The 25,894-nt window shown below is 73.0% G+C and carries 20 protein-coding genes and 1 rRNA gene; 5 read left to right on the top strand and 16 right to left on the bottom strand.

The genetic code is table 11. The features are described from left to right. Positions 1-379 precede the first annotated feature (379 nt). The 4 genes from ald to ACWD3E_RS20750 all read right to left on the bottom strand — a co-directional run bounded on the left by ald (position 380) and on the right by ACWD3E_RS20750 (position 6,335). Positions 380-1,495, bottom strand: a complete 1,116-nt coding sequence (gene ald, locus ACWD3E_RS20765; RefSeq protein ID WP_451389361.1) for an alanine dehydrogenase — start codon at positions 1,493-1,495, stop codon at positions 380-382. Positions 1,496-1,642: 147 nt separating this feature from the next. Further along, complete coding sequence (locus ACWD3E_RS20760; protein ID WP_451389014.1) at positions 1,643-3,778, bottom strand: tetratricopeptide repeat protein; 2,136 nt, start codon at positions 3,776-3,778, stop codon at positions 1,643-1,645. A 182-nt stretch (positions 3,779-3,960) separates the two neighbouring features. Beyond that, positions 3,961-4,587, bottom strand: coding sequence for an NUDIX domain-containing protein (locus ACWD3E_RS20755; protein ID WP_451389013.1), 627 nt, complete (start codon positions 4,585-4,587; stop codon positions 3,961-3,963). 98 nt (positions 4,588-4,685) lie between these two features. Continuing rightward, positions 4,686-6,335 (bottom strand): CTP synthase, encoded by a 1,650-nt coding sequence (locus ACWD3E_RS20750; protein WP_451349684.1) that lies wholly within the window; start codon positions 6,333-6,335, stop codon positions 4,686-4,688. Between the two features lie 574 nt (positions 6,336-6,909). Between ACWD3E_RS20750 and ACWD3E_RS20745 the strand changes: the two genes are divergently transcribed. The 3 genes from ACWD3E_RS20745 to ACWD3E_RS20735 all read left to right on the top strand — a co-directional run bounded on the left by ACWD3E_RS20745 (position 6,910) and on the right by ACWD3E_RS20735 (position 11,913). Further along, entirely contained in the window at positions 6,910-8,712 is a 1,803-nt protein-coding gene (locus tag ACWD3E_RS20745) for a glycoside hydrolase family 15 protein (protein ID WP_451389360.1), read from the top strand. Positions 8,713-8,839: 127 nt separating this feature from the next. Then, positions 8,840-10,222: an FAD-binding oxidoreductase gene (locus ACWD3E_RS20740; protein WP_451389012.1), complete on the top strand. Its 1,383-nt coding sequence runs from the start codon at positions 8,840-8,842 to the stop codon at positions 10,220-10,222. Between the two features lie 44 nt (positions 10,223-10,266). Continuing rightward, positions 10,267-11,913, top strand: coding sequence for a PucR family transcriptional regulator (locus tag ACWD3E_RS20735; protein ID WP_451389011.1), 1,647 nt, complete (start codon positions 10,267-10,269; stop codon positions 11,911-11,913). 6 nt (positions 11,914-11,919) lie between these two features. Here ACWD3E_RS20735 and ACWD3E_RS20730 read toward each other — a convergent pair whose 3' ends face one another. From ACWD3E_RS20730 to ACWD3E_RS20705, 6 genes are all read right to left on the bottom strand, one after another. Then, a complete protein-coding gene (locus tag ACWD3E_RS20730) occupies positions 11,920-13,056 on the bottom strand; it encodes a glycosyltransferase family 4 protein (protein WP_451389010.1) in 1,137 nt (378 codons plus the stop codon). Positions 13,057-13,354: 298 nt separating this feature from the next. Next, positions 13,355-14,107 (bottom strand): hypothetical protein, encoded by a 753-nt coding sequence (locus tag ACWD3E_RS20725; protein WP_451389009.1) that lies wholly within the window; start codon positions 14,105-14,107, stop codon positions 13,355-13,357. Then, positions 14,104-15,855 (bottom strand): DNA repair protein RecN, encoded by a 1,752-nt coding sequence (gene recN, locus ACWD3E_RS20720; protein WP_451389008.1) that lies wholly within the window; start codon positions 15,853-15,855, stop codon positions 14,104-14,106. The genes ACWD3E_RS20725 and recN overlap by 4 nt, the downstream gene beginning before the upstream one ends. A 39-nt stretch (positions 15,856-15,894) precedes the next feature. Continuing rightward, on the bottom strand, positions 15,895-16,812 hold the full coding sequence (locus tag ACWD3E_RS20715) for an NAD kinase (RefSeq protein WP_451389007.1): 918 nt from the start codon (positions 16,810-16,812) through the stop codon (positions 15,895-15,897). Then, the gene (locus ACWD3E_RS20710) at positions 16,809-17,624 is read right to left on the bottom strand and encodes a TlyA family RNA methyltransferase (RefSeq protein WP_451389006.1); all 816 of its coding nucleotides are present in this window, start codon (positions 17,622-17,624) and stop codon (positions 16,809-16,811) included. Before ACWD3E_RS20710 ends, ACWD3E_RS20715 begins: the two co-directional genes overlap by 4 nt. Before the next feature lie 44 nt (positions 17,625-17,668). Beyond that, the gene (locus tag ACWD3E_RS20705) at positions 17,669-17,971 is read right to left on the bottom strand and encodes a hypothetical protein (RefSeq protein WP_451389005.1); all 303 of its coding nucleotides are present in this window, start codon (positions 17,969-17,971) and stop codon (positions 17,669-17,671) included. 42 nt (positions 17,972-18,013) lie between these two features. Here ACWD3E_RS20705 and ACWD3E_RS20700 point away from each other — a divergent pair, with 42 nt between their 5' ends. Then, positions 18,014-18,361, top strand: coding sequence for a sterol-binding protein (locus ACWD3E_RS20700; protein ID WP_451389004.1), 348 nt, complete (start codon positions 18,014-18,016; stop codon positions 18,359-18,361). On the opposite strand, the gene ACWD3E_RS20695 is transcribed toward ACWD3E_RS20700, so the two are convergent. The 4 genes from ACWD3E_RS20695 to ACWD3E_RS20680 all read right to left on the bottom strand — a co-directional run bounded on the left by ACWD3E_RS20695 (position 18,345) and on the right by ACWD3E_RS20680 (position 22,402). Continuing rightward, on the bottom strand, positions 18,345-19,157 hold the full coding sequence (locus ACWD3E_RS20695) for an ABC transporter ATP-binding protein (RefSeq protein WP_451389003.1): 813 nt from the start codon (positions 19,155-19,157) through the stop codon (positions 18,345-18,347). The genes ACWD3E_RS20700 and ACWD3E_RS20695 overlap by 17 nt on opposite strands. Before the next feature lie 59 nt (positions 19,158-19,216). After that, the gene (locus ACWD3E_RS20690) at positions 19,217-20,254 is read right to left on the bottom strand and encodes a FecCD family ABC transporter permease (protein ID WP_451389002.1); all 1,038 of its coding nucleotides are present in this window, start codon (positions 20,252-20,254) and stop codon (positions 19,217-19,219) included. Then, positions 20,251-21,294: a FecCD family ABC transporter permease gene (locus ACWD3E_RS20685; RefSeq protein WP_451389001.1), complete on the bottom strand. Its 1,044-nt coding sequence runs from the start codon at positions 21,292-21,294 to the stop codon at positions 20,251-20,253. Before ACWD3E_RS20685 ends, ACWD3E_RS20690 begins: the two co-directional genes overlap by 4 nt. A gap of 79 nt (positions 21,295-21,373) precedes the next feature. After that, a complete protein-coding gene (locus tag ACWD3E_RS20680) occupies positions 21,374-22,402 on the bottom strand; it encodes an HAD hydrolase-like protein (RefSeq protein ID WP_451389000.1) in 1,029 nt (342 codons plus the stop codon). Between the two features lie 75 nt (positions 22,403-22,477). Here ACWD3E_RS20680 and ACWD3E_RS20675 point away from each other — a divergent pair, with 75 nt between their 5' ends. Further along, on the top strand, positions 22,478-23,761 hold the full coding sequence (locus tag ACWD3E_RS20675) for a DUF1015 family protein (RefSeq protein WP_451388999.1): 1,284 nt from the start codon (positions 22,478-22,480) through the stop codon (positions 23,759-23,761). Between the two features lie 67 nt (positions 23,762-23,828). Here the strand turns inward: ACWD3E_RS20675 and ACWD3E_RS20670 are convergent, their stop codons facing one another. Together ACWD3E_RS20670 and rrf are read right to left on the bottom strand one after the other, a co-directional pair. Next, a complete protein-coding gene (locus ACWD3E_RS20670) occupies positions 23,829-24,608 on the bottom strand; it encodes a tetratricopeptide repeat protein (protein WP_451389359.1) in 780 nt (259 codons plus the stop codon). Positions 24,609-25,799: 1,191 nt separating this feature from the next. Next, positions 25,800-25,894: ribosomal RNA gene (gene rrf / locus ACWD3E_RS20665) — 5S ribosomal RNA — on the bottom strand; the annotation flags it as partial.

Genomic DNA, 25,894 nt, shown 5'->3' with positions numbered 1-25,894 from the left:
CGTCTTACCTCCTTGGTGACCAGGAAACTTCTAGACAAGGTCAGCGTGGCACCATGCCGACGGTTGGCGACTCTATGGCGTGTCGGTGGTCCGCAGCAACACAATCCGCCGGACCCGGCAGGATGTGTCGGCAATGAAACATCGCGCTGTCAAGGGCGTACGGCCGTCGCACAGCAGGTTTCACCGGTGTGCGAATCGGTCGAAGGGTTACGTTCGAGGCGAGTTGACCGAGAGCCGCAAAGTGACCATACACACACCCGGCCGGACCTTGTCGGGCAAGGTCCGGCCGGGTGCGCGGTGTTGACGATGCGTATTGACGAATCGCCTTTCACCTGTTGGTGACTTAGTGACTCATGGGGTCACACAGGTCGGTCGGGCGTCAGCCGAGCAGGCTCTCCAGCTCGACGTGCTCCAGGCCGTGGGCCTCGGCGACCTCCTTGTAAACGACCTTGCCGTCATGGGTGTTGAGACCCTTGGCGAGCGCGGGGTCGCGGCGCAGCGCCTCGACCCAGCCGTTGTTGGCGAGCGAGACGATGTACGGCAGCGTCGCGTTGGTGAGGGCGTTGGTGGAGGTGTTCGGCACCGCGCCCGGCATGTTGGCGACGCAGTAGAAGACCGAGTTGTGGACCCGGAAGGTCGGCTCGGCGTGGGTGGTGGGACGGGAGTCCTCGAAGCAGCCGCCCTGGTCGATCGCGATGTCGACAAGGACACTTCCCGGCTTCATGCGGGACACCAGCTCGTTGGTGACCAGCTTCGGGGCCTTGGCGCCCGGGATGAGGACCGCACCGATGACGAGGTCGGCCTCGAGGACGGCCTTCTCCAGCTCGAAGGCGTTGGACATGATCGCCTTGACCTTCGTACCGAAGATCTTGTCGGCCTCGCGCAGCTTGTTGATGTCGCGGTCCAGCAGGGTGACCTCGAAGCCCATGCCGATGGCGATCTGGGCGGCGTTCCAGCCGGAGACACCGCCGCCGATGACGACGGCCTTGGCCGGGGTCACGCCCGGGACGCCGCCCGGCAGCACGCCACGGCCGCCGACCGGGGCCATCAGGTGGTAGGCGCCGACCTGCGGGGCCAGGCGGCCCGCAACCTCGGACATCGGGGCGAGCAGCGGCAGCGCGCGGTTCGGCAGCTCGACGGTCTCGTAGGCGATGGCCGTGGTGGCGGACTCCAGCAGGGCGTCCGTGCACTCCTTGGAGGCGGCCAGGTGCAGGTAGGTGAAGAGGATCTGGTCCTTGCGGAGGCGGTGGTACTCCTCCGCGATGGGCTCCTTGACCTTCAGCAGCAGGTCGGAGGTGGCCCAGACCTCGTCGGCGGTGTCCAGGATCTGGGCACCGGCGGCCACGTACTCGTCGTCCGTGATGGAGGAGCCGACGCCGGCGCCGCGCTCGATGACGACCTGGTGGCCGTTGCGCACCAGCTCGTGCACACCGGCGGGGGTGATGGCCACCCGGAACTCGTTGTTCTTGACCTCGCGGGGGATGCCGACCTTCACGTCGATCACGGTCCTTGGCTCAGAGGGTATGGGGGGTGCGTTACAAGACATACCCAGGCATGCCGGGGCACACCGGGAGACACCGCAGAGAGCGTGCGGCAGAGCCAGTTTAATGAAGGTGTTCCGCCTGTCTAGCCTTTCATTGCATCAATCTTCGCTTGGTGCACTACGGATTTCGCAGGCGTTAACGGTGTCTCCCCGTGTCACGGGGTCCTCTGGGGTGTCCTCCGGGGTGGATTCGGGGGTCTCCTCCGGAGTCTCCACCGGGGTGTCCTGCGGGGTCTCCTCCCCCAGCATGCGCCCGGCCGCCGCGCGGTGCAGTCGGGCCGCGGCAGGGTCGCCGAGGTGCTCCAGGGTGTCGGCCAGCCGGAGGTGCAGCGCGGCCTGGAGCCGGACGTCCTCGGCGCGCCGCGCCCACTCCACCGCCTCACGGCAGGTGTGCAGCGAATCCTCGGGGCGCCCGGCGTACTCCTGGACCCGCGCGAGTTCGCTCAGCGCGCGGGCGTGGGCCGCGACGTCGCCGTTCCTGCGGTACCCGGCGATCGCGGCGCGCCAGTTCCGCATCGCCTCGCCGTAGCGGCCCGCGTAGGTCTGTGCGGTGGCCAGCCGGCCGTACACCCGGGCGGCCTCCGCGCCCTCGTCCCGGGCCAGGCGCTGGGCGAGGGCCCGGCCGAACCAGTCGGCGGCCCGGTCGTAGTCCCCCAGCTCCTGGTACGCACCGCCTACGGATTCCATCGCGCGGCCGGTCGCATACGGGTCGTCCGCGACGCGTCCGGCGTCCAGCGCGGCCCGGTAGCGGGCCAGTGCGTCCCGGGTGCGGCCGGTCTGCGCGTCCAGATCGCCCAGGTTCAGCAGGGCCGCGGCCTGCTCCCGGGGCAGCCCGCGCCGTTCGGCGACATCCAGGACGAGGCCGTGGATGCCGTACAGATCCGGGGCGGCGGCCTGCGTGCCGAAGTGCGCCACCATGGCCCTGACCAGCTGGGACATCAGCCTGCGGGCCAGGGTGTCCAGCTCGCCGTCGGCCACGGCCAGCCGGGCGGCGGCCAGCAGGGCGGGGCGGCGGACGCGCAGCCAGTCGGCGGCGGCCCGCGGGTGCGGAAAGCGCAGCGCGCGCGGCAAGCCGTGGAGCTTCTCGCGGGCCTGCGCGCTGTCCGTCTCGGTGATCGCCCTGCAGGACTGGAGCAGCCGTACGGTGCGCTCCAGCATGCGGGCCCGGGCCAGCTGCAGCTCCCCCGGGCGGTCCTGGCCGACGGCGAGGGCGCGCAGCAGCGGCTGCAGGCAGCCGGGGACGTCGTACTCGGGCAGCGGCGACTCGACGGCGCGCAGCAGGCCGAGGGCGACGAAGTCGTCCAGGGTGGCGCGGGCGGTGCTCAGCGAGCAGCCGGCCAGGGCCGAGGCGGTGTGCGGGTCGACCAGCCCGGCCGGGGCCAGACAGAGCAGGCGCAGGATCCGGGCGGCCGGGCCGGGCAGCTCCTCCTGGACGAGCCGGAAGATGCGGCCCAGCGGGGTGCCGCCGGCGCCGACGGCACCGTCCTCGGTGGCCGCGTGCATGCGCTTGGCGAGGTCGGAGACGGCCGCCTTGGGCCGGGCGGCGAGCCAGCCGCCGGCCAGGGTGAGCGCGGCGGGCTGGCCCTGGCAGGCCTCGGCCAGGCTCTCGGCGGAGCGCGGGTCGACGGTGATGCGGACCGAGCCGGCGTAGCGGCCCAGGAACTCCACCGCCGACTTGGTGTCGAGCCCGCCCAGGGTGCAGGGGCGGACGTCCGCGATACCGGTGAGCGGGCCACCGGAGACGACCACGGCCAGGCTGTCCGGGCTGTCCGGGAGCAGGGCGTCGACCTGCTCGGCGCCGGCCGCGTCGTCCAGCAGGAGCAGCACCCGCCGCCCCGCCAGGGCGGCTCGCAGCGCCTCGCCGAGTTCGTCCGCGTCGGCCCCGGCCGGGGCCCGTACGCCCAGCTCGGTGAGCAGCTCGCGGGCGGTGGTCTCGACCGGGACCGGGGTGCCGTCGGGTTCGCTGAGCCGGGCGCGCAGCACGCCGTCGGGGTAGCGGTCCTCGACCTGCCGTACGAGTTCCTCGGCGAGGGCGGTGCGGCCGGAGCCGGGGCGGCCGGCGATGAGCAGTACGCGCGCGCGGGGGGCTTTGCGGCCGGAGATGGTGTCCAGGCCCGCGCGCTCGATGTCGGCGCGCAGTTCCTTCAACTCCCGTGTACGGCCCAGGAAATGGTCCTCCGTGGCCGGTTGCGCCGAGAGCCGGGCACCGCCTGCGTCCATCGCCTCATCCGTCACGGGCCACACTCCCGTCCCACCGCACGCGCAAGCCCGCCGGGTCTCCGAAACGGGCACGTGTAGAGCCTAGTTCACGCTCTGCAACGTTCACGGCGGAGCACCGCGGGGCGCGGCGGGCACATCGCCCGATCGGATCAGGCGATCGTCACACCGGTGCGCGAACGGGTGGGTTCAGGCCAAGTTCAGGACTCGAAGGGCCGCGCGGGCCACGGCGCGTCGGCCGGGCGCAGCGCGTCGAGGCCGTCCCCGGTGCGGGCGGCCACCAGGGAGAGCACGCCCACGACGAGGCAGTTGTTGTGCAGGTCCCCGGCGAGCACCCGGCGGACGAGTTCGTCGACCGGTAGGCGCGCGTACTCCATGTCGGTCTCCTCGTGCTCCGTCTCGAAGCGCTCGCCCTCGGCCTCGGACAGATTGCGGGCGAGGAAGATCCGTACGGCCTCGTCGCAGCCGCCGGGGGTGGTGTACACGTCGGTCAGCACCCGCCAGTCCTCGGCCTTGACGTGCGCCTCCTCGTACAGCTCGCGCTGGGCGGCGTGCAGCGGGTTCTCGCCGGGGACGTCGAGCAGGCCGGCCGGGATCTCCCACAGCTTCTGCCGCACCGGGTGGCGGTACTGGCGGATCAGCAGCACCCGGTCCTCCTCGTCCAGGGCGAGGACGGCGACCGAGCCCGGGTGGACCTGGTAGTCGCGGCGGACCACCGAGCCGTCGGGCATGACCACGTCGTCCGTGCGGACGGAGGTCTTGTTGCCCACGAAGGGGGTCTCCGTCGCCCGGATCTCCCACTCCTCGGGGGTGTCCTTGATCGTCATGCCCTGTCCTTCCACACGCCTTCACGAAGCCGGCCACGGAAAAGCCGGGGTGCTCCCTCCTGAAAGGTATGCACCCCGGCCACCGTACAACTGGTGTGTTACTTGGAGTTCTTCCGCTCGACAGCCGCCTTCACCAGGCCGGCGAAGAGCGGGTGCGGACGGGTCGGGCGCGAGCGCAGCTCGGGGTGGGCCTGCGTGGCGACCAGGTACGGGTGGACGTCACGCGGGTACTCGACGTACTCGACGAGCTTGCCGTCCGGCGAGGTGCCGGAGAACAGGATGCCCGCCTTCTTCTCCAGCTCCGCGCGGTAGCTGTTGTTCACCTCGTAGCGGTGGCGGTGCCGCTCCTCGATGTACTCCTTGCCGTCGTACACCTCGCGCACGATCGAGCCCTCGGCCAGCTTCGCCGGGTACATGCCCAGGCGCATGGTGCCGCCCATGTCGCCCTCGCCGGCGACGATGTCCATCTGCTCGGCCATGGTGGAGATGACCGGGTGGGCCGTGCCCGGGTCGAACTCGGTGGAGTTGGCGTCCGGGATGTCGGCCAGGTTGCGCGCGGCCTCGATCACGGTGCACTGCAGGCCGAGGCAGAGGCCCAGCAGCGGGATCTTGTTCTCGCGGGCGAAGCGGATCGCGCCGACCTTGCCGAGCACACCGCGGTCGCCGAAGCCGCCCGGGATGCAGATGCCGTCGACGTCGCCGAGCTGGGCCTTGGCGCCCGCCGGGGTCTTGCAGTCGTCCGAGGTGACCCACTTGATCTTCACGCGGGCCCGGTTGGCGAAGCCGCCGGCGCGCAGCGCCTCGGTGACCGACAGGTAGGCGTCGGGCAGGTCGATGTACTTGCCGACCAGGGCGAGGGTGATCTCGTGGTCGGGGTTGTGGACGCGGTCGAGCAGGTCGTCCCAGGTCGTCCAGTCCACGTCCCGGAACGGCAGGTCCAGCTTGCGCACGACGTAGGCGTCCAGGCCCTCGGAGTGCACGACCTTCGGGATGTCGTAGATCGAGCGGGCGTCCGGGCAGGCGACGACGGCGGCCTCGTCCACGTCGCACATCAGCGAGATCTTCCGCTTGATCGCGGTCGGCACCTCGCGGTCGCAGCGCAGCACGATCGCGTCCGGCTGGATACCGATGTTGCGCAGCGCGGCGACGGAGTGCTGGGTCGGCTTGGTCTTCAGCTCGCCGGACGGGCCGATGTACGGCAGCAGCGAGATGTGCACGACGAAGACGTTGTCCCGGCCGACCTCGTGGCGGACCTGGCGGACGGTCTCCAGGAACGGCAGCGACTCGATGTCGCCGACGGTGCCGCCGACCTCGGTGATGACGACGTCCACCTCGTCGGTGGCCATGCGCCGGATGCGGTGCTTGATCTCGTTGGTGATGTGCGGGATGACCTGCACGGTGTCGCCCAGGTACTCGCCGCGCCGCTCCTTGGCGATCACCGTCGAGTACACCTGGCCGGTGGTGACGTTCGCGGAGCCGTCCAGGTTGCGGTCGAGGAAGCGCTCGTAGTGGCCGATGTCCAGGTCGGTCTCGGCGCCGTCGTTGGTGACGAACACCTCGCCGTGCTGGAAGGGGTTCATCGTGCCCGGGTCCACGTTCAGGTACGGGTCGAGCTTCTGCATCACCACGCGCAGGCCGCGGGCCTTGAGCAGCATGCCCAGGCTGGAGGCCGTGAGGCCCTTGCCCAGCGAAGAGGCGACACCCCCGGTGACGAAGATGTGCTTGGTCGTCGTAGATTTCGGCGGCATGGCCAAGAGGGGGCTCCCGTGGTCGCTGTCTGTCGTGCGGAACGGCTACCGGTCCGGTCGCTTCCGGGGGTGCCATCGCTGCGGTTCGGGGGACCCCTTGCGGTTTTGTTTCCTTCGGGGGCATCACCGGTCCACGGGCTACCAGGGTATCAGCGCCGAGCGGGAATGACTTCCGGCCACGCTTCGCGCTCACTCCGACACGAGTACGGACACGGTACGGATCGGCTGCGGCCGGGCGTCGACACAGGCACGCGCCGGTTACACGGAAATCACTCGACGCTCACTCGTTCGGCCCACATCCGTTGCCCTCAGCGGCACGCAGATCATCTACGTGCGTCGTATCCTGCTCGGACACTCACTGCCGAGCCCGGCCGGCACGACGGCACACCCCCGCCGGCAAACGCACCGGAACAACGAGAGCGCGGCAGTTCGTTGAGCAAGGACTGCCGTGTTGCCTCAGGGCTCGGCGGGCTGTTTTGCTTCACCGCTCAACGACGCACAACAACGACCCCTTGACCGCACTAGCGACAGCCCCCTGCGCGGGGGTGACGTGGCCGTTCGACTGGAGTTGCACGTGGCCGGGCGCATCGAAGACTACGCACTCATCGGAGACATGCAGACCGCTGCCCTGGTCTGCCGGGACGGCACGGTGGACTGGCTGTGCCTGCCCCGCTTCGACTCGCACGCCATCTTCGCCGGCCTGCTGGGCACCGAGGAGCACGGCTTCTGGCGGCTCGGCCCGGCGCACGCGGCCGACTCGCCGCCGCCCACTGCGGCCCGGCGCAGCTACCGGGGCGACTCGCTGATCCTGGAGTCGGAGTGGGACACCCCGCGCGGCACCGTCCGCGTGACCGATTTCATGCCCCCGCGTGACGGCGCCCCGCAGCTGATCCGGATCGTGGAGGGCGTCACCGGCCGGGTGCCCATGCGGTCGGCGCTGCGGATGCGGTTCTCCTACGGCCGGATCGTGCCGTGGGTGCACAAGAACGAGGGCCGCACGGTCGCGGTCGCGGGTCCCGACTCGGTGTGGTTCGACACGGAGACCGAGACCTACGGAGAGTCGCTGACGACGTACGCCGACTTCACGGTCGCCCCCGGTGACCGGATCGCGTTCACCATCTCGTGGCAGCCCTCGCACAAGGAGGCGCCGCCGCTGCCGGAGCCCGAGGAGTCGCTGGAGGCGACGGAGGAGTTCTGGCGCGAGTGGGTCGAGCACTGCACGTACCACGGGCCGTACCGCGAGGCTGTGGTCCGCTCGCTGATCACGCTGAAGGCGCTGACGTACGCCCCCACGGGCGGCATCGTGGCGGCCCCCACCACCTCGCTGCCCGAGGACATCGGGGGCGTGCGCAACTGGGACTACCGCTACACCTGGCTGCGGGACGCGGCGATCACCCTGTCCTCGCTGCTGCGCACCGGCTACCGCGAGGAGGCCCGCGCCTGGCGCGAGTGGCTGCTGCGCGCGGTCGCGGGCGACCCGGAGAACCTGCAGATCATGTACGGCCTCGCCGGCGAGCGGGAACTCGGCGAGGCGGAGCTGGACTGGCTGCCGGGCTATGAGAACTCCGCGCCGGTCCGGGTCGGCAACGGCGCGGCCCACCAGCTCCAGCTGGACGTGTACGGCGAGGTCACCGAGGCGCTGCACCTGGCCCACATGACCGGCCTGGCCCGCCACGACTACGCCTCCCTGCTCCAGCTCAAGCTGATCCGCTACCTCGAGGACCACTGGCAGGAGCCGGACGAGGGCATCTGGGAGGTGCGCGGCCCGCGCCGGCACTTCGTGCACTCCAAGGTCATGGCCTGGGTCGCCGTCGACCGCACGATCAAGCTCATCGAGTCCGGCGACGCGGACGGCCCGCTGGAGCGCTGGAAGGAACTGCGCGACGACATCCACCGGGACGTGTGCGAGAAGGGTTACGACAAGGAGCGCAACACCTTCACGCAGTCCTACGGCTCCGAGGAGCTGGACGCCTCGCTGCTGCTGATCCCGCAGATGGGCTTCCTGCCGCCGGACGACAAGCGGGTCATCGGCACGATCGAGGCGATCCAGCGCGAGCTGTCCACCCCGGACGGGTTCATCCTGCGCTACCCGACGGAGGGCGAGGAGGAGGGCGTCGACGGCCTTCCGGGCGACGAAGGGGCCTTCCTGGCCTGCTCGTTCTGGATGGCGGACGACCTGGCGATGATCGGCCGGGTGGACGAGGCCCGCAAGCTGTTCGAGAAGCTGCTCGTGCTGCGCAACGACCTCGGACTGCTCGCCGAGGAGTGGGACCCGCGCCTGCAGCGCCAGGTCGGCAACTTCCCGCAGGCCTTCAGCCACGTCCCGCTGATCGACACGGCCCTGCGGCTGACGGCGTCCGGGGCGTACGGAGGCTGAGCCCGGCAGGGGCCCATGGAGGCCGAACGCGCCCGGAGCGTACGACTTCGCGTCTGCGGGCGCGACCGGGCGACCGCGCCCGCCTAGGCTGAGAGCCAACAAACCCCCTTTCCGGAAGGGGGCGGCCATGGCTTCCCTCTCGAAGGCGGGCGCGGCCCTCGCCGCGCTGCGCGAGGATCTGGTCGGCGACGTGTTCGCCCCGGGGGATCCGGGCTACGACGAGGCCCGCACGGTCCACAACGCCATGATCGACCGGCGGCCGGCCGTGATCGCGCAGTGCGTGGACGAGAGCGATGTCGTACGGGCCGTGCGCTTCGGGAGAGAGCTGGACCTGCCGATCGCCGTGCGCGGCGGCGGGCATGGCGTGGCGGGTACGGCACTGGGCGAGGGCGCGCTCGTGGTGGACCTGCGCCGGATGCGCGCGGTGACCGTCGACCCGGCCGACGAGGCGGCGCGGGTACAGGGCGGCGCCACCGTGGGCGAGCTGGACCGGGCCACCGCGCCGTACGGCCTGGCGACCACCGGCGCCCGGAACTCCACCGTCGGCGTCGGCGGTTTCGTCCTAGGCGGCGGCAGCGGCTGGCTGGACCGCGTCTTCGGGCTCGCCGCCGACAACCTGATCGGCGTGGAGTTGGTGACCGCCGACGCCGAGCGGGTGCACGCGAGCGCCGACGAGAACCCGGAGCTGTTCTGGGCGCTGCACGGCGGCGGCGGCAACTTCGGCATCGCCACCGCCTTCACCCTGGAGCTGCACGAACTCCCCGAGTTCTCGCTCGCGCTGTTGCTCTTCCTGCCGTTGTTCGGCTCCGACGTGGTGCGCACCTTCCGGGACATGGTCACCATGGGGCCGGACGAACTGGGCGGCGCGGTCATGTACCTGAGCGGCCCGCCCGCGGCGTTCGTACCGGAGCACCTGGTGGGCACGCTGCTGTGCGGCCTGCTGCTGACGTACGCGGGCGGTGTGCAGGCCTTGCGCAAGCTCGCCGAGCCGGTGCTCGCGCTACCGCACGAGGCGGAGCTGGTCGGCGCTCTGCCGTACGCCGAGGCGCAGGGACTGCTGGACGGGCCGCCCGGCCTGCGCAGCCACTGCTCGGCCGAGTATCTGAGCGGCCTGCCCGATCATGTGGTGGACCTGTTCTGCGAGCGCGCGGACAGCATGCCGGTGCCGACGGGCACCCGGCACATGCTGTTCCCGCAGGGCGGGGCGGTCGCCGCCGGACCCGCCGACGATCCGTTGGCCTTCCGGATCGCGCCCTGGGCGGTGCACCCCTACGCGGAGTGGACGGACCCGGCCGACGACGGACGGGCCGTCGCCTGGGTGGGGCGGGCCTGCGCCGACGTCCGGCCGTGGAGCACCGGCACCGTCTGCCTCAACCTCATCGGCGACGAGGGCCCGGAGCGGGTGTGGGCGGGCCTGGGCGCGGGGAACACCCTGCGCCTGGAGAAGGTGAAGCGGCGCTGGGACCCCGACAACGTGTTCCGCTTCAACCACAACATCCGGCCGGTGTAGCCAGGAGATGTTCTCGGGGCGTCCACGCAGGTAGCGTCCGCTTCATGGACAGGGGCACGGACAGCAGACTCGCCACTCAGGGCGCCGGAATCACCGTTCAGCAGGCACTGGAGCTGCCCGGGCTGCGCAGCGGGCTCCCGGAGATCCTGGCCGGCGGCGACCGGCTGGGGCGCACGGTCCGCTGGGTGCACGCGGGCGAGGTGCCCAACATCGCCTCGCTGCTCAAGGGCGGCGAGCTGCTGCTCACCACCGGCTACGGCCTCGGCACCCGCCCGGCCGAGCAACGGGCGTTCGTGCGCACGCTCGCCGAGCGCGGCATCGCGGCCCTGGTGGTGGAGTTGGGCCCGCGCTTCGCCCGGCTGCCCGCCGCGCTGGTGGACACCGCCCGCGCCGCCGGGCTGCCGCTGGTCCAGCTGCACCGCGAGGTGCCGTTCGTGACGGTCACGGAGGAGATCCACACCGAGATCGTCAACGGCCACTACGCGCTGCTCCAGCGGGCGGAGGAGGTGCACCGGCGCTGCACCGAGGCGCTGCTGGGCGGGGGCGGGGTGCCGCAGGTGCTGGGCATCCTGGCCGACTTCAGCGGCAACCCGGTGTTCCTGGAGACCGCCGACGGCCGGCTGCTGTACGCCGCCGGGTCCGGACCCGAGGGCGCGGACCCGCTCCAGGTCTGGGAGGGGCTGCGCGGCCCGCACAAGGAGGCGCCGCCGCCCGCCGGTTCGGTGCTGGTGGACGTACCCGGCGGCGGTCCGGGGACGGCGGGCTCGGTGCGGGCCCGGCTCGTCCTGCTGCCGGTCCGCTCGCCGCTGGCCCCGGTGCACCGGATCGCGGCGGATCGGGCCGCGGGCATCCTGGCCGTGGTGCTGATGCAGGCCCGGCAGGAGGAGGAGCTGGCGGCGCGGGGCCGGGGCGACTTCCTCACCGATCTCGCCGAGGGCCGCATCACCGCCGAGGACGCGCCCGCGCAGGCCCGGGTGCTCGGCTTCAAGCCCGGGGACAGCCCGCTGCTGCCGGTCGTCATGCGGGTCGGGGACTCGCTCTCCCCCGGCGGGGGCTGGGCGGTGCTGGCGCGTGCGGTCGCGGAGGAGCTGGCCGCGGTGGGCGTGCCGGTGCTGCTGGGCGTGCGGCCGGTCGAGGGCCGGGTGCCGGTGCTGCTGGGGCTGCGTTCGGAGTCGGAGCGGTCGGCGGTCGCGGACCGGGTCGCGGCGGCGCTGCGCGCGGGCGTGGAGCGGGCCGGGATGCGGCGGCCGGGGTCTTTGCCGCCGGTCGTGGTCGTGGGTGTGGCGGGCGGCTGGGCCGCCGCGTCGGCCGGGCTCCGGCACGCGGCCGAGACGGCGACCGCGGCCCAGGGCCTGACCGACCGACCCTGGTACGACGCCCGCCGCCTGGACATCGACCTGCTGCTGTGGCGGCTGCGCGACCACCCGGACCTGGCGGCGTTCGTGGACCGCGCGATCGGCCCGCTGCGCGACCACGACAACCGCTCCAAGCCGCCGCTGCTGCCCACCCTGGAGACCTATCTGGCGCACGCGGGCCGCAAGGCGGAGACCGCCCGCGAGCTGCATCTCAACCGCCAGACCCTCTACAACCGCCTCGCCCGCATCGGGGAGTTGCTGGGCACCGACCTCGACGACCCGCAGACGGTGCTGGCGTTGAGCCTCGCCCTGCGGGCCCGCCGGCACGTGCCGTAGGGGCTGCTACGCGAGGGGCCTGGGCTGGGTCAACTCGTCGTAGACGCTGAGCACTTGGGCGACGGTCTCGTCCTCCGTCGGCCAGGTCGCCGCCTGCCGTGCGCCCCGCTCGCGCAGCCGTTCCTGCCGTCCGGGGTCCGCGAGCAGCCCTACGACGGCGGCGGCGAGGGCGTCCGGGTCGCCGTACGGGACGAGTTCGGCCGCGTCGCCGACGAGGTCGGGGGTGCCGCCGACGGCGGTGGCGACGAGCGGCACGCGCGCGTGCAGCGCCTCCTGGGCGAGGACCGACCGCGACTCCCAACTGCTGGGCAACAGCGCCAGATCGGCGGCGGTCAGCAGCTGGGGCAGATCCTCGCGCTTCCCGATGAGCCGCACCGGCAGCTCCTCGTCCTCGATCCGCCGCTGGAGCACCGGGCGCAGCTCCCCCTCCCCCGCGACGACGACCAGCGGCACCGGGTCCAGCTCCCGCCACGCGCGTGCCGCGTCCAGCAGGACCTCGTAGCCGCGGTACCGGTCGAGGGAGCCGACCGCGATGAGCAACGGGCGGCCGGTGGCGCCCAGTTCGGCCCGCACCTTGGACCGCAGCCGGTCGGGGTCCTCCCGGTCGACAGGTGGGCGCCGGCCCGGCAGGGCCACGGCCGCGAGCCGGGCGTCCCTGGCTCCGCGGCGGCGGGCCCGGTCCACCAGGTCGGAGGTGGTGCCGAGCACCACCGCAGCCGTGCGCACCACACGCCGCTCCAGCAGCCGCAGCAGATGCGCCCGCGCGCCCTCGGCCCGGGCCCGGTTGTGCCAGGTGACCACCAGCGGGGTGGTGCGACCGCTGAGCGCGAGCACGGCACGGAAGGAGGCGTGCAGGCCGTGCGCGTGCACCAGGTCGGCCTCGGTGCAGGCGGCCCTCAGCGCGCCCACGGCCGCCGGGTCGCTGCTGCGTGGCACGTGTACGTGCTCGGCACCGGCCCCGGTGAAGTCGTAGCAGCGGTCGGCCTCGACGGGGGCGCACACGGTCACCCGCACGCCCCGCGCGACGAGCCCCTCGGCCAGGGAGCGCACGTGCGCGCTGCTCCCGGCGTTGCCTCCGCCCAGCACCTGCACGGTGCGCAGCGGCGACTGGCCGTGCGGTGCGTTGCTGCTCGCGAGGCTCACGTGGCCGGGGCTCCTGGTTCGGCGTGGGCGGTCGGCGGTCACGGGAAAACGTACAGAACGTAGCGGGCGAAGGGGCGCTGAAGGACTTGCCGTGCGCGCCTGCCGGCGATGCGGGTTCCCCGCCAAGCATGCCAGGCCGTACGGCTGTTCCGGCAATTACCGGGAGGCGCACAGCGCGGCGGGCCGGGGCAATGCGCCGGAGCACGTCACCCACACGGGTGAAGGAAGGCCCGGCACGGACGAACGGCCCGCGCCGCCGCACGTCGGGCCCGCGCCGCCGTACGGCGAGGTCAGCCGCTCACAGCTCGCGTGCCCAGGCGCTCACCCGGTCCCCGTACACGGCGGCGGCCACCACGGCGACGGCGTGCGCGAGCAGTCCCGCGCGCCGGTTGCCCGCGACGGCGGCGGCGCCCAGGGCCGCGCCGAGGGCGTGCGCCCCAGTGTCCCCGATCATCGCGCGCTCCCCCAGGTCGTCCGGCAGTACGGCCGCCGCGGCCCCCATCGCCACGGCGGACAGTTCGGCGGCGGGCCCGCTCCGCAGCAGGCCCGGCGCGCCCAGCGCGAGCACCGCGCCGGCGGCCCTCCCCGGGCGTACGTCCACGAGGTTGACGAAGTGGGCGGCGCCCGCGATGACGACCCCGGCGAGGAGCTTGTCGAACGGCCGCTCCTTCAGCAGCGCGCCCGCGACCAGCCCGGCGGCCGAGATCCCGAACAACTTCACGGCGCCGCTGGTGACTTCTCCCTGCCGCAGCGCCCCGAGGTGCGCCCGGAAACCGCGCCGGGTGTCCCCGGTGGCGTGGCCGACGACATCGTCGTACGCCCCGCAGACACCGGCGGCGAGTACGGCGGCCCCGGCGGCGGGGTGCACCCGCGCGGCCCCCACCGCGGCGGCGACGGCCGAAGCCGGCCCGGCGTACAGCTCGACGGTCCGCCCGGCGTAGTTCTTCCGCTCCCAACGAGCCCGTGTTCCGGGCGCGTCGGCACGCAGGGCGGTGATGCCGGCGCGGGTGACGCCGACGGCGAGAAGCAGGGCGCCGGCCCGGCCCCTCACCCGTCCGCCCGTGCCGTGGCCAGCAGCTCCTCCGCGTGGGCGCGTGCCGTCTCCGAGTCCTCCTGGCCGGCCAGCATCCGGGACAGCTCGCGGACGCGCTCCTCGCCCTCCAGGACCTTCACGCCGGAGCGGGTGACCGAGCCGTCGTTGGTCTTCTCGACCAGCAGTTGCCGGTCGGCGAAGGCGGCGACCTGAGGCAGGTGGGTGACCACGACGACCTGCGCGGTCTTGGCGAGCTTCGCCAGGCGCCGCCCGATCTCGACCGCGGCCTTGCCGCCGACGCCGGCGTCGACCTCGTCGAACAGGTACGTCGGCACCGGGTCCGTCCCCGCGAAGACGACCTCCACGGCCAGCATCACGCGCGACAGCTCACCGCCGGAGGCACCCTTGGCGATGGGCCGCGGCGGCGCGCCCGGGTGCGGGGCCAGCAGCAGCTCGACCTCGTCCGCGCCGGACGGCCCGTACGCGACCGTGCGCCCGCCGACCTCGACGCCGTCGGGGTCCTCGGTCTGCCGGATGTCGAAGGACACGCGCGCGTGGGGCATCGCCAGCGAGGCCAGCTCCGCGGTCACGGCCGCCGCGAACCGCTCGGCCGCCTCGGTCCGGGCGTCCGTCAACGCCTGGGCCAGACCGCCCAGTCCGACGCGCAGGGCGTCGCGTTCGGCGGTCAGCTCGTCGATCCGCTCGTCGTCGCCGTCGAGCTCGGTCAGCCGGGCGGCGCCCTGCTCGGCCCAGGCGAGGACGGCGGCGGTGTCCTCGCCGTGCTTGCCGTACTTGCGGGTGAGCGCGGTCAGCGCGGCCCGCCGCTCCTCCACGGCGGCCAGCCGCAGCGGGTCGGCGTCCAGGTCGTCGGCGTACCCGGCCAGCTCACCGGCGACGTCACCCAGCAGGATCCCGATCTCGCCGATCCGGTCGGCGAGCGCGGCCAGCGCCGGGTCGTGCGAGCGCACGGCCTCCAGCGCCCGGTGTGCGCCCGCGACGAGGGTGGCGGCGTCGATGCCCTCGGGGTCCTCGGGATTGCCTGCGAGAGCGGCGTGCGCGGCGGTCGCCGCGGAGGCCAGGGCCTCGGCGTGCCCGAGCCGCTCGGCCTCCTCGGCCAGCTCCACGTCCTCGCCGGCGCGCGGCTCCACGGCGGCGATCTCGTCCAGCCCGTAGCGCAGCATGTCGGCTTCCTGGGCCCGCTCACGTGCGCGCGTGGTGATCTCGTCCAGCTCGGCGGCTACGGCCCGCAGCCGCCGGTAGGCCTCGGCGTACTTGGCCAGCGGCACGGCGACGGCGTCGCCCGCGTACCGGTCCAGGGCCTGCCGCTGCCGGGACAGCTTCAGCAGCCCCTGCTGGTCGGTCTGGCCGTGCACGGCCACCAGGTCGTCGGCCAGCTCGGCGAGCAGCCCCACAGGCACGCTGCGCCCGCCCAGGTGGGCCCGCGAGCGGCCCTCGGCGGAGACGGTCCGGCTGATCAGCAGGGCCCCGTCGTCCAGCTCGGCCCCGGCCTCCTCGGCGCGTACGACGGCGGAGGCGCCCGCGGGTACGGTGACCCGCCCCTCCACGACCGCCTTCTCGGCCCCGATCCGCACCAGCGCCGGGTCGGCCCGCCCGCCGAGCAGCAGCCCGAGGCTGGTGACCACCATGGTCTTGCCCGCACCCGTCTCACCGGTGACGGCGGTGAACCCGGGCGACAGCTCGACGACGGCATCGTCGATGACCCCGAGCGACCGTATCCGCATCTCCTCCAACACGGAACAGACCATACGAGGTCCGGGCCCGGGAACGCACATGGCCCGCCTACATCACTCCCCGGAGTGGTGTGGTGCCCCCCGCCACCCGGTGGTCGGCAACGCGAACTTCGCCACGAGCCGGTCGGTGAAGGACGCGTGGTGCAGCCGCGCCAGCCGCACCGGCACGGCGCCCCGCCGCACCTCGACCCGCGCCCCGGGCGGCAGCTCGATGGTCCGCCGCCCGTCGCACCACAGCACGCCCGGCGGGATGTGCGGCAGCACCTCCACCGCGAGCACGGAGTCCGGCGAGGTCACCAGCGGCTTGGCGAACAGCGCGTGCGCGCTGATCGGCACCATCAGCAGCGCCTCCACCTCGGGCCACACCACCGGGCCCCCGGCGGAGAAGGCGTACGCGGTGGAGCCGGTGGGCGTCGACAGGACGACTCCGTCGCAGCCGAACCCGGTCACCGGGCGCCCGTCGATCTCCAGCACGACTTCCAGCAGCTTCTCGGCGCCGGCCTTCTGCACGGCCGCCTCGTTGAGCGCCCAGTCGGTGTGCACGATGTCGCCGTTGCGGTGCACGACGACGTCGACGGTCATCCGCTCCTCGACCTCGTACGAGCGCGCCACCACCCGGTCCACGACGCGGTCGAGGTCGTCCCGCTCGGCCTCCGCGAGGAACCCGACGCGCCCGAGGTTGACGCCGAGCATCGGCACCCCGGAGGCCCGCGCGAACTCGGCGCCACGCAGCAGCGTGCCGTCGCCGCCGAGCACGATCAGCAGCTCGCAGCTGTCGAGACACTGCGGGGTCGCCTCGGCGACGAGCTCCACCTCGTCCGGCAGCGGCAGGTCGCGCGCCTCCTCCGCCAGGACCCGCACACCGATCCCGCACCGCAGCAGGCCCTTGACCACGAGCTCCGCACTGCGTATGGCCGCGGGCCGGCCGGTGTGGGCGAGCAGGAAGACAGTACGCGCCTGGTTCTGTGTCAACGGGGCCCCTCCGCCACTGCACGGTCAACGTCGGCCGGGTCCAGTTCGGGGGCGCCGGACCGCAGCCACAGAAAGTACTCGACATTGCCCGAGGGCCCGGGCAGCGGACTCGCGGTGACGCCACGCACCCCGAGCCCCAGCTCCCAGGCCTTCTCGGCCACTGCTCGCACGGCCTCCGCCCGCAGCTGCGGACTCCGTACGACACCCCCGCTGCCGAGCCGTTCCTTCCCCACCTCGAACTGCGGCTTGACCATCATCACGAGGTCGGCGTCCGGCTTCACGCACCGCTTCAGGGCGGGCAGCACCAGCCCCAGCGGGATGAAGGACAGATCACCCACGACAAGATCCACAGCTTCCCCGTCGATCGCCTCGAGCGTCAACTCACGTACGTTCGTACGGTCCTTGACGGTGACGCGTTCATCGCTCTGCAGCGACCAGGCGAGCTGTCCGTACCCCACGTCGACGGCGACGACGTGCGCGGCGCCCGCGCGCAGCAGCACGTCGGTGAAGCCGCCGGTGGACGCCCCGGCGTCCAGTGCGCGCCGGCCCTCGACGACGAGCCCCTGCGGGACGAAGGCCTTGAGCGCGCCGGCGAGCTTGTGCCCGCCGCGGGAGACGTAGTCCGGGTCGCTGTCGTCGGACTGGACCACGATGGCCGCCGCCGTCTCCACCTGCGTGGCCGGCTTGGTCGCCACGGTCTTGCCGACGGTGACCCGCCCGGCGGCGATCAGCTGGCTGGCGTGCTCGCGCGAACGCGCGAGCTTCCGGCGGACCAGCTCCGCGTCCAGACGACGGCGTGCGACTCCTGCCACGTTCGGTTCAGCTCCTGCTCGGTTGGTACGACTGGTACGGCGATTCAAAAGGTGTGACCCGAAGGGTCTCGTTGAGGGGCGGCGGTCGGGTGACGGGTGGGAGCCGGAGGTTCCGGGCGGGCGTCGAGCGCGGTGAGCGCGTCGCGCAGCCCCCGATGTACATCCTCGTACACCCCGACGTGTCCGTCGGTGGCGAGGTGGTCGGCGTCGCCGAGCCGGTCCAGCTGGGCGTCCACCTCGGCGTTGCCGGTGGGGGTGCGCGGCACGTGCAGGGGGGCCGGGGCGGCGGGGTCGTACGCGGGCTCGGCCTCGGACCCCTGGGACGCCTCGGACACAGACTCGCTCATGCCCAGACGCTACCTCGAACCCCTGGGGTACCGTCGTGCGCGATGGCCACGATCGAGGAATGCCGCGCCGCGCTGGGACAGCTTTCGGACAACATGCAGGGCGCCGAGGGCGAGGTTCGCGCGGCGGCGGCGCTGGACCGCTCGGTGAGCTGCCACATCACCGATCTGGATGTCACCTTCGCCGGCCGGATGACGGGCGGCCGGATCGAGGTGGACGAGACCCACCCCGGGCCGCCGCGGGAGAAGGCGCAGATCAGGCTCGCCATGGCCGGGGACGACCTGGTGTCCCTGGTGGACGGCGAGCTGAATTTCGCGACCGCCTGGGGCAGGGGCCGGGTGCGCCTGGAGGCGAACCTGCTGGACCTGTTCCGGCTCAGGAAGCTGCTGTAACCCGCTCGACGCGGGCCTTGCGGGCCGCCGGCACCACCAGCGGGGTCCCGGTCTCGGGGTCCTCGATCACCTGGCAGCGCAGCCCGAAGACCTCCTCGACCAGTTCGGCGGTCACGATGTCGTTCGGGGCGCCCTCGGCGATCACCTTCCCGCCGCGCAGGGCGACGAGGTGGGTGGCGTACCGGGCCGCGTGGTTGAGGTCGTGCAGGACGGCGACCAGGGTGCGGCCCTGGGTCTCGTGCAGCTCGGCGCACAGGTCGAGGACGTCGATCTGGTGCTGGATGTCGAGGTAGGTGGTCGGCTCGTCGAGCAGCAGCAGGGGGGTCTGCTGGGCGAGAGCCATGGCGATCCAGACGCGCTGCCGCTGCCCGCCGGACAGCTCGTCCACGTACCGGTCGGCCAGTTCGGCCACGCCGGTCTGCCGCATCGACTCCCGCACGACCCGCTCGTCCTCGGCCGACCACTGGCGCAGCAGGCCCTGGTGCGGGTAGCGGCCCCGGCCGACGAGGTCGGCGACGGTGATGCCGTCCGGCGCGATGGATGCCTGCGGCAGCAGGCCGAGCGTGCGGGCGACCTTCTTCGCGGGCAGCGACTGGATGGCCTGCCCGTCCAGCAGCACCCGGCCCTGGCTGGGCCTGAGCATCCGCGACAGGGCCCGCAGCAGCGTCGACTTGCCGCACGCGTTCGGGCCGACGATCACCGTGAAGGAGTTGTCGGGGATCTCCACCGACAGCTGCTCGGCGATGACGCGCTGGTCGTAGGCGAGGGTGACCTTCTCGGCGGACAGGCGGTTCACGGTGCTCCTCTTGCTGTCTGACTCGGGGAGGGCCTCTGGGACGGCCTCGGGGACGGCGCTCATATCCGGCCCGCCCGGCGCTCGGTGACCAGCAGCCACAGCAGATAGCCGCCGCCCAGGACGCCGGTGACCACGCCGACGGGCAGCTGGTCGGCGCCGAAGGCGCGCTGCGCGGCCCAGTCCGCGGCGACCAGCAGGGCGGCGCCCATGCAGAGGGAGGGCACCAGGTTCGGCCCCGGTGAGCGGCTCAGGCGCCGGGCGAGCTGCGGGGCGGTGAGCGCGACGAAGCTGACGGGTCCGGCGGCGGCCGTGGCGGCGGCGGTGAGCAGCACGGCGCAGACCATCTGCACCAGCCGTACGCGCTGCACCCGCACCCCGAGGGCGCCCGCGACGTCGTCGCCCATCTCCGTCATCCTGAGGGCGCGCGCGCCCGCGAGGACCAGCGGGACGAGGACGGCGCACAGGATCGCCAGCGGCTCGACCTGGTCCCAGTCGCGGCCGTTGAGCGAGCCGGTCATCCACACGACCGCGCGGGCCGCGTCGACCAGGTCGGCCTTGGTGAGCAGATAGCCGTTGACCGCGGTGACGACCGCGTTGACGCCGATGCCGACCAGGACCAGCCGGTATCCGTGCACGCCCTGCCTCCAGGCGAGCAGATAGACGGCCAGGCCGGTCGCCAGGCCGCCGATCAGGGCGCCGACGGTGACCTGGGTGGCGCTGCCGGACATCAGCACGATCACGACCAGCGCGCCCGCCGTGGAGCCCTGGGACAGGCCGAGGACGTCCGGGCTGCCGAGCGGGTTGCGCGAGACGGACTGGAACAGGGCGCCGCCGAGGCCGAGCGAGGCGCCGACCAGCAGGCCGACCAGGACGCGCGGCAGCCGCAGCTCGTTGACGATGAAGTCCTGGTAGGCGGTGCCGTTTCCGGCCAGCGTCCTGATGACGTCGGCGGCCGGGATCTTCGCGTCGCCGGTGCCGATGAGCGCAATGCCCGCGGCGCCCGTGGCGGCCAGCAGCAGGACGACGACGAGCAGCGCGCGCACGTCCAGGCGCAGGGACAGCCCGCCGGGCGCCCTGAGGACACGGTTGGTCTTCACAGCTGGGCCGTCCTCCGCCGTCGTACGAGATAGATGAAGACCGGGCCGCCGATGAGCGCGGTGACGATGCCGACCTGGAGTTCCGAGGGGCGGACGACGACGCGGCCGGCGACGTCGGCGCCGAGCAGCAGCACGGGCGACAGGACCGTGGCGTACGGCAGGATCCAGCGCAGGTCGGGGCCGGTGAAGGAGCGCACGACGTGCGGGACCATCAGGCCGACGAAGACGATCGGGCCGCAGGCGGCGGTGGAGGCACCGCTCAGCACGGTCGCGGCCAGCATGGCCAGCGCCCGGGTGCGGCCCAGGTTCGCGCCGAGGGCGCGGGCGGTGTCGTCGCCCATCGCCACGGCGTTCAGCGGGCGGGCCAGGGCCAGGGCGAGGACCGTGCCGGCCGCGAGGAACGGCAGCACCTGCATGATCGTCGCGTCGGTGGCCGAGGACAGCGAACCCACCGTCCAGAAGCGCATCCTGCCGAGCGCCGCGTCGTCCGTGATCATCACGGCCTGGAGGTAGCCGTAGAGCGCGGCGCTGATCGCCGTGCCGGCGAGCGCGAGCCGTACCGGGGTGGCGCCCCTGCTGCCACCGAGGAACCACACCAGCGCGCCGACCGCCGCCGCACCGGCGAAGGCGAACCACACATAACCGGTGAGGCTCGTGACGCCGAGGTAGGTGATGGCGGTGACGACGGCCGCCGAGGCGCCCGCGTTGATGCCGAGCAGCCCGGGGTCGGCCAGCGGATTGCGGGTGAGCGCCTGGAGCACCGCCCCGGACAGACCGAGCGCGGCACCGGCCAGCAGGCCGAGGACGGTGCGCGAGAGCCGCTCGTCCACGACGACGTCGCCGTAGGTCCCCGAGGCGTGGAACAGGCCGTGCCAGACCTGGTCCACCGAGAGCGCCTTCGCCCCGATCGCGATGCTCGCCAGGGCGACGAGCAACAGGATCGCGAGGGAGAGCAGGAGCCCGAGGGCCCGTGCCGCCCGGCGGGTCGGGGGCGCGGGGGCGGTCTCCGCGCGCGGTTCCGGAGGACTGTCGATCACCACGAGGTTAGGTTAGCCTACCCTCGCTTACGAACTCGACCCCCGGCCCACACGCGGAGTCACGGTGCCCGGTCCCGGTGCTCTACAGTCCGAGCCTGGCCAGCGCCTTCCCCCCGTCCAGCGCGCAGGAACCCGTACCGGCCGCCGTCCAGGCCGCGGCGCACAGTGCCCGCAGCCCGTCCGTCGCCTCCCCCTCGCCCTCCAGCTCCAGCTGCTCGGCCCCGGCCCGGGCCGTCCAGCCGCCGCAACGGAACCCGTCCCCGTCCTGGGTGACCTCCGGCTGCCCGGTGAGCAGTCCGCGCAGGTCGGCGTCCACAAACGTCGGGCGGTGGTGCGGGGGCGCGGCAAGGAGCCGGGCGCCGTCGGTGACGCCGGTCAGCACCAGCAGCGAGTCCACCTCGCCGTTGAACGCGCCCTCGATGTCCGTGTCCAGCCGGTCCCCGACGACCAACGGCCGCTTCGCGCCCGTCCGCAGGATCGTCTCCCGGTGCATGGGCGGCAGCGGCTTGCCCGCCACCTGCGGCTCGGCGCCCGTCGCGATCCGTACGACCTCCACGGCCGCGCCGTTGCCCGGCGCGATGCCCCGCCCGCTCGGGATCGTCAGATCGGTGTTGGACGCGAACCACGGCACCCCGCGCGCCACCGCGTACGACGCCTCCGCGAACCGCCCCCAGGTCAGCTGGGGCCCGCCGTACCCCTGCACGACCGCCGCCGGGTCGTCGTCCGCCGACTCCACGGGCACCAGCCCCCGTTCCCGCAGCGCGACCCGCAGCCCCTCACCGCCGATCACCAGCACCCGTGCCCCGGCCGGCACCTGCTCGCTGATCAGCCGCGCGACGGCCTGCGCCGAGGTGATGACGTCACCGGCGCCCGTCGGTATCCCCAGCTCGGTCAGGTGCTCCGCCACGGCATCCGGTGTCCGCAGCGCGTTGTTCGTGACGTACGCCAGATGCATCCCGCCCGCGCGGGCACGGGCCAGCGAGCCGACGGCGTGCGCGATCGCGCTCCCGCCCGCGTACACCACTCCGTCCAGATCGAGCAGCGCCGTGTCGTACGCCTCGCTCAGGGGACGGCCGCTGCCCTCGGGCCTCGTCCTGACGCTCTGGCTCATTCCACATCGCTCCTCGTTCGCTCGCTTTCCCACATCGATCATCCCGCACGGCACTGACACACGTACGATGCCGGGATGAACACTGCAGGTCACTCGGAAGCAACGGCGCGCCGAGGCCTGGAACTGACCCCGTTCCGAGGCCTTCGCTACGACCCCGACCGGGTCGGCAGCCTCGCCTCCGTCACGTCCCCGCCGTACGACGTCGTCGTACGCCCCGACGGTGTCGTTCACCTCCAGTCGGCCGACCCGTACAACATCGTCCGGCTGATCCTTCCCCAGGCCGGCACCCCTACCGCCCGCAACGAACAGGCAGCCGACACCCTGCGCCGCTGGCTCGCCGAGGGCGTCCTGACCGCCGACCCGGACCCCGCTCTGTACGTGTACGAGCAGCGGGACGGGGGCGGCATGCTCCAGCGAGGTGTCATCGGCGCTCTACGCGTGTCAGAGCCCGCGGAGGGCGTGGTGCTGCCGCACGAGGACGTCATGCCCCCGCTGGTGGCCGACCGCGCGGCCCTGATGCGCGCCACCCGCGCGAACCTGGAGCCGTTGCTGCTCACCTACCGCGGCAACGGCAGCGCGGCCGAGGTCGTCGAGCGCACGGTGCAGGGTCCCGCGCTCCTGGACACGACCACCGAGGACGGCTTCCACCACCGCCTGTGGTCGGTCACCGACCCCGCCGACATGGCCCGCATCCAGTCCGACCTGGCCCACCACCAGGCCCTCATCGCCGACGGCCACCACCGCTGGGCCACCTACCGGATGCTCCGCGCGGAACAGCCCTCCCCGAGCCCCTGGGACTACGGCCTGGTCCTCCTGGTCGACACCGCCCGCTACCCGCTGCGCGTCCGCGCCATCCACCGCCTGCTGCACGGCCTGCCGGTCGCGGACGCGCTCGCGGCCGTGGAGGGCCTGTTCCGGGTACGGCACCTGGAGGTGCCCCTGCCGGAGGCCCTGGAGGCGCTGGCGGACGCGGCCTGCGCCGGCAACGCCTTCCTGCTGGCCGGCGACGGCGCCTTCCACCTCATAGACCGCCCCGACCCCGGCCTCCTGGCCCGTACGATCCCCACGGACCGCCCGACGGCCTGGCGCTCCCTGGACGCGACCGTCCTGCACGCCGCGCTCCTGGACCACGTGTGGTGCATCCCCGAGGACTCCCCCGCCCACATCGCCTACATCCACGACACGGCCGCGACGGTCGCGAAGGCGGAACAGGACGGCGGTACGGCCGTGCTGCTGCACCCCGTCCGCGAGGAGGTCGTACGCGAACTGGCCCGGCAGGGCGTGACGATGCCCCGCAAGTCGACGTCCTTCGGCCCGAAGCCGGCGTCGGGGCTGGTGCTGCGGGCGCTGGAGATCTGAGCCGTTCACATGCGAAAGGGCGGGACCTCGTCGGTCCCGCCCTTCGTCATGCCGTCACCGGCTCACATCAGTCCCGGTCGTCAAGGTCGCCCTCGGCGCCCTGGTCGCCCTCGTCGTCCTTGTCGCCCTCTGCGGAGGTGTCCTCGGCGTCCGTGTCGTCCTCGCTCTCGTCGAGGGCGTCCACGAACTCCACGCCGTCCAGTTCGGCGAGCCGGTCGGAGGCGTCCGTGCTGCCGTCCCGGTCGGCCTCGACGGCCTTCGCGAACCACTCGCGGGCCTCCGCGGTACGACCGCCGGCGAGCAGCGCGTCGGCGTAGGCGTAGCGCAGGCGAGCGGTCCAGGGCTGCACGGAGTTGGAGGCCAGCTCCGGGCTCTGCAGGGTCACGATGGCCGCGTCCAGCTGCCCCATGTCACGCCGGGCACCGGCCGCGACGAGCCGCATCTCGACCTGGCCGGCCTTGTCCAGCCTCTGCACCTCCGGGGCGCCGGCCATGTCCAGCGCCTTCTCCGGCCGGCCGAGACCACGCTCGCAGTCGGCCATCACCGGCCACAGCTCCGCGGTGCCGGTCATCCGCCGCGCGGTCCGGAACTCGGCGAGTGCCTCGCTGTACTTCTGGTTGGCGTAGGCGGCGAAGCCGGCGGCCTCGCGCACGGCGGCCACGCGGGACGCGAGGCGCAGCGCCACCTTGGAGTAGCCGTAGGCGCCCTCGGGGTCCTCGTCGATGAGCCGCGCGACCATCACCAGGTTCTTGGCGACGTCTTCCGCGAGCGTCTTCGGCAGGCTCTGCAGCTCCTGGCGGACGTCCTTGTCGATCTCCTCGCCGGTGACGTCCTCCGGGATCGGCAGCCGCTTGATCGGCTCCCGGTCACGGTCGCGCTCCCGCTCCTCGCGGAAACGGCCACCGCCACCACGCCGGTCGTCACGTCCACGGAAGCCTCCGGGGCGACCACCGCGGTCGTCCCGACGGGGCCCACGGCCGCCTCGGTCGTCCCGGCCCCGGAAGCCACCGCGCTCACCCCGGCTGTCGTCCCGCCGGAAGCCGCCGCGCTCCTCGCCCCGGCGGTCGTCGCGGCGCTCGTCACGACGGTCACCGCGGTAGTCGTCGCGGCGCTCGTCACGACGGTCGTCACGGCGCTCGTCACGACGGTCGTCACGGCGGTAGTCATCGCGACGGTCATCGCGGCGGTCGTCGCGGCGGAAGGCCGGGCGGTCGCCGCCACGGTCGTCGCGGCGGAAGCCGCGGTCACCGCGGTCGTCCCGACGCGGCCCACGGTCGCGGTCGTCACGCTGGAACGCCGGACGCGAACCACGGTCGCCCTCACGACGGTCATCACGGCGGTCGTCACGACGGCCGTAACCACCACGGTCGCGATCGCCATAGCCACCACGGTCGCGGTCGCCATAGCCACCGCCGCGGCGGTCATCGCGGCGGAAACCGCCACGGTCACCGCGGTTGTCGTCACGGCGGTCGTCACGGCGGTCGTCGCGGCGGTCGTCGCGGCGGAAGGCCGGGCGGTCGCCGCCACGGTCGTCGCGGCGGAAGCCGCGGTCACCGCGGTCGTCCCGACGCGGCCCACGGTCGCGGTCGTCACGCTGGAACGCCGGACGCGAACCACGGTCGCCCTCACGACGGTCATCACGGCGGTCGTCACGACGGCCGTAACCACCACGGTCGCGATCGCCGTAACCACCACGGTCGCGGTTGTCGTCGCGGCGGAAGCCGCCACGCTCGCCGCGGTTGTCGTCTCGGCGGTCATCGCGGCGGAAGCCGCCACGGTCACCCCTGTTGTCGTCACGCCGGCCGTAACCACCGCGGTCGCCACGGTCGTTGTCGCGACGGAAGCCGCCGCGGTCACCGCGGTAGCCGCCACGGTCACCGCGGTCACCACTGTCCCGTCGCCGCTGGTCGCGCTCCGGTCGATCCTCGGGAGAGTTGGTGGACATGGGTGACTCCTGTCTTCGGTACCGCAAGCATTGTAAAAACAAAAGGACCCCTGGTCCCAGCTGAACGCTGGGACCAGGGGTCCTCCAAAGATTGTTCGGCGGCGTCCTACTCTCCCACAGGGTCCCCCCTGCAGTACCATCGGCGCTGTGAGGCTTAGCTTCCGGGTTCGGAATGTAACCGGGCGTTT

The sequence above is a fragment of the Streptomyces sp. NPDC002676 genome, assembly GCF_053592455.1.
This window is presented reverse-complemented; position numbering and strand designations above follow the sequence as displayed.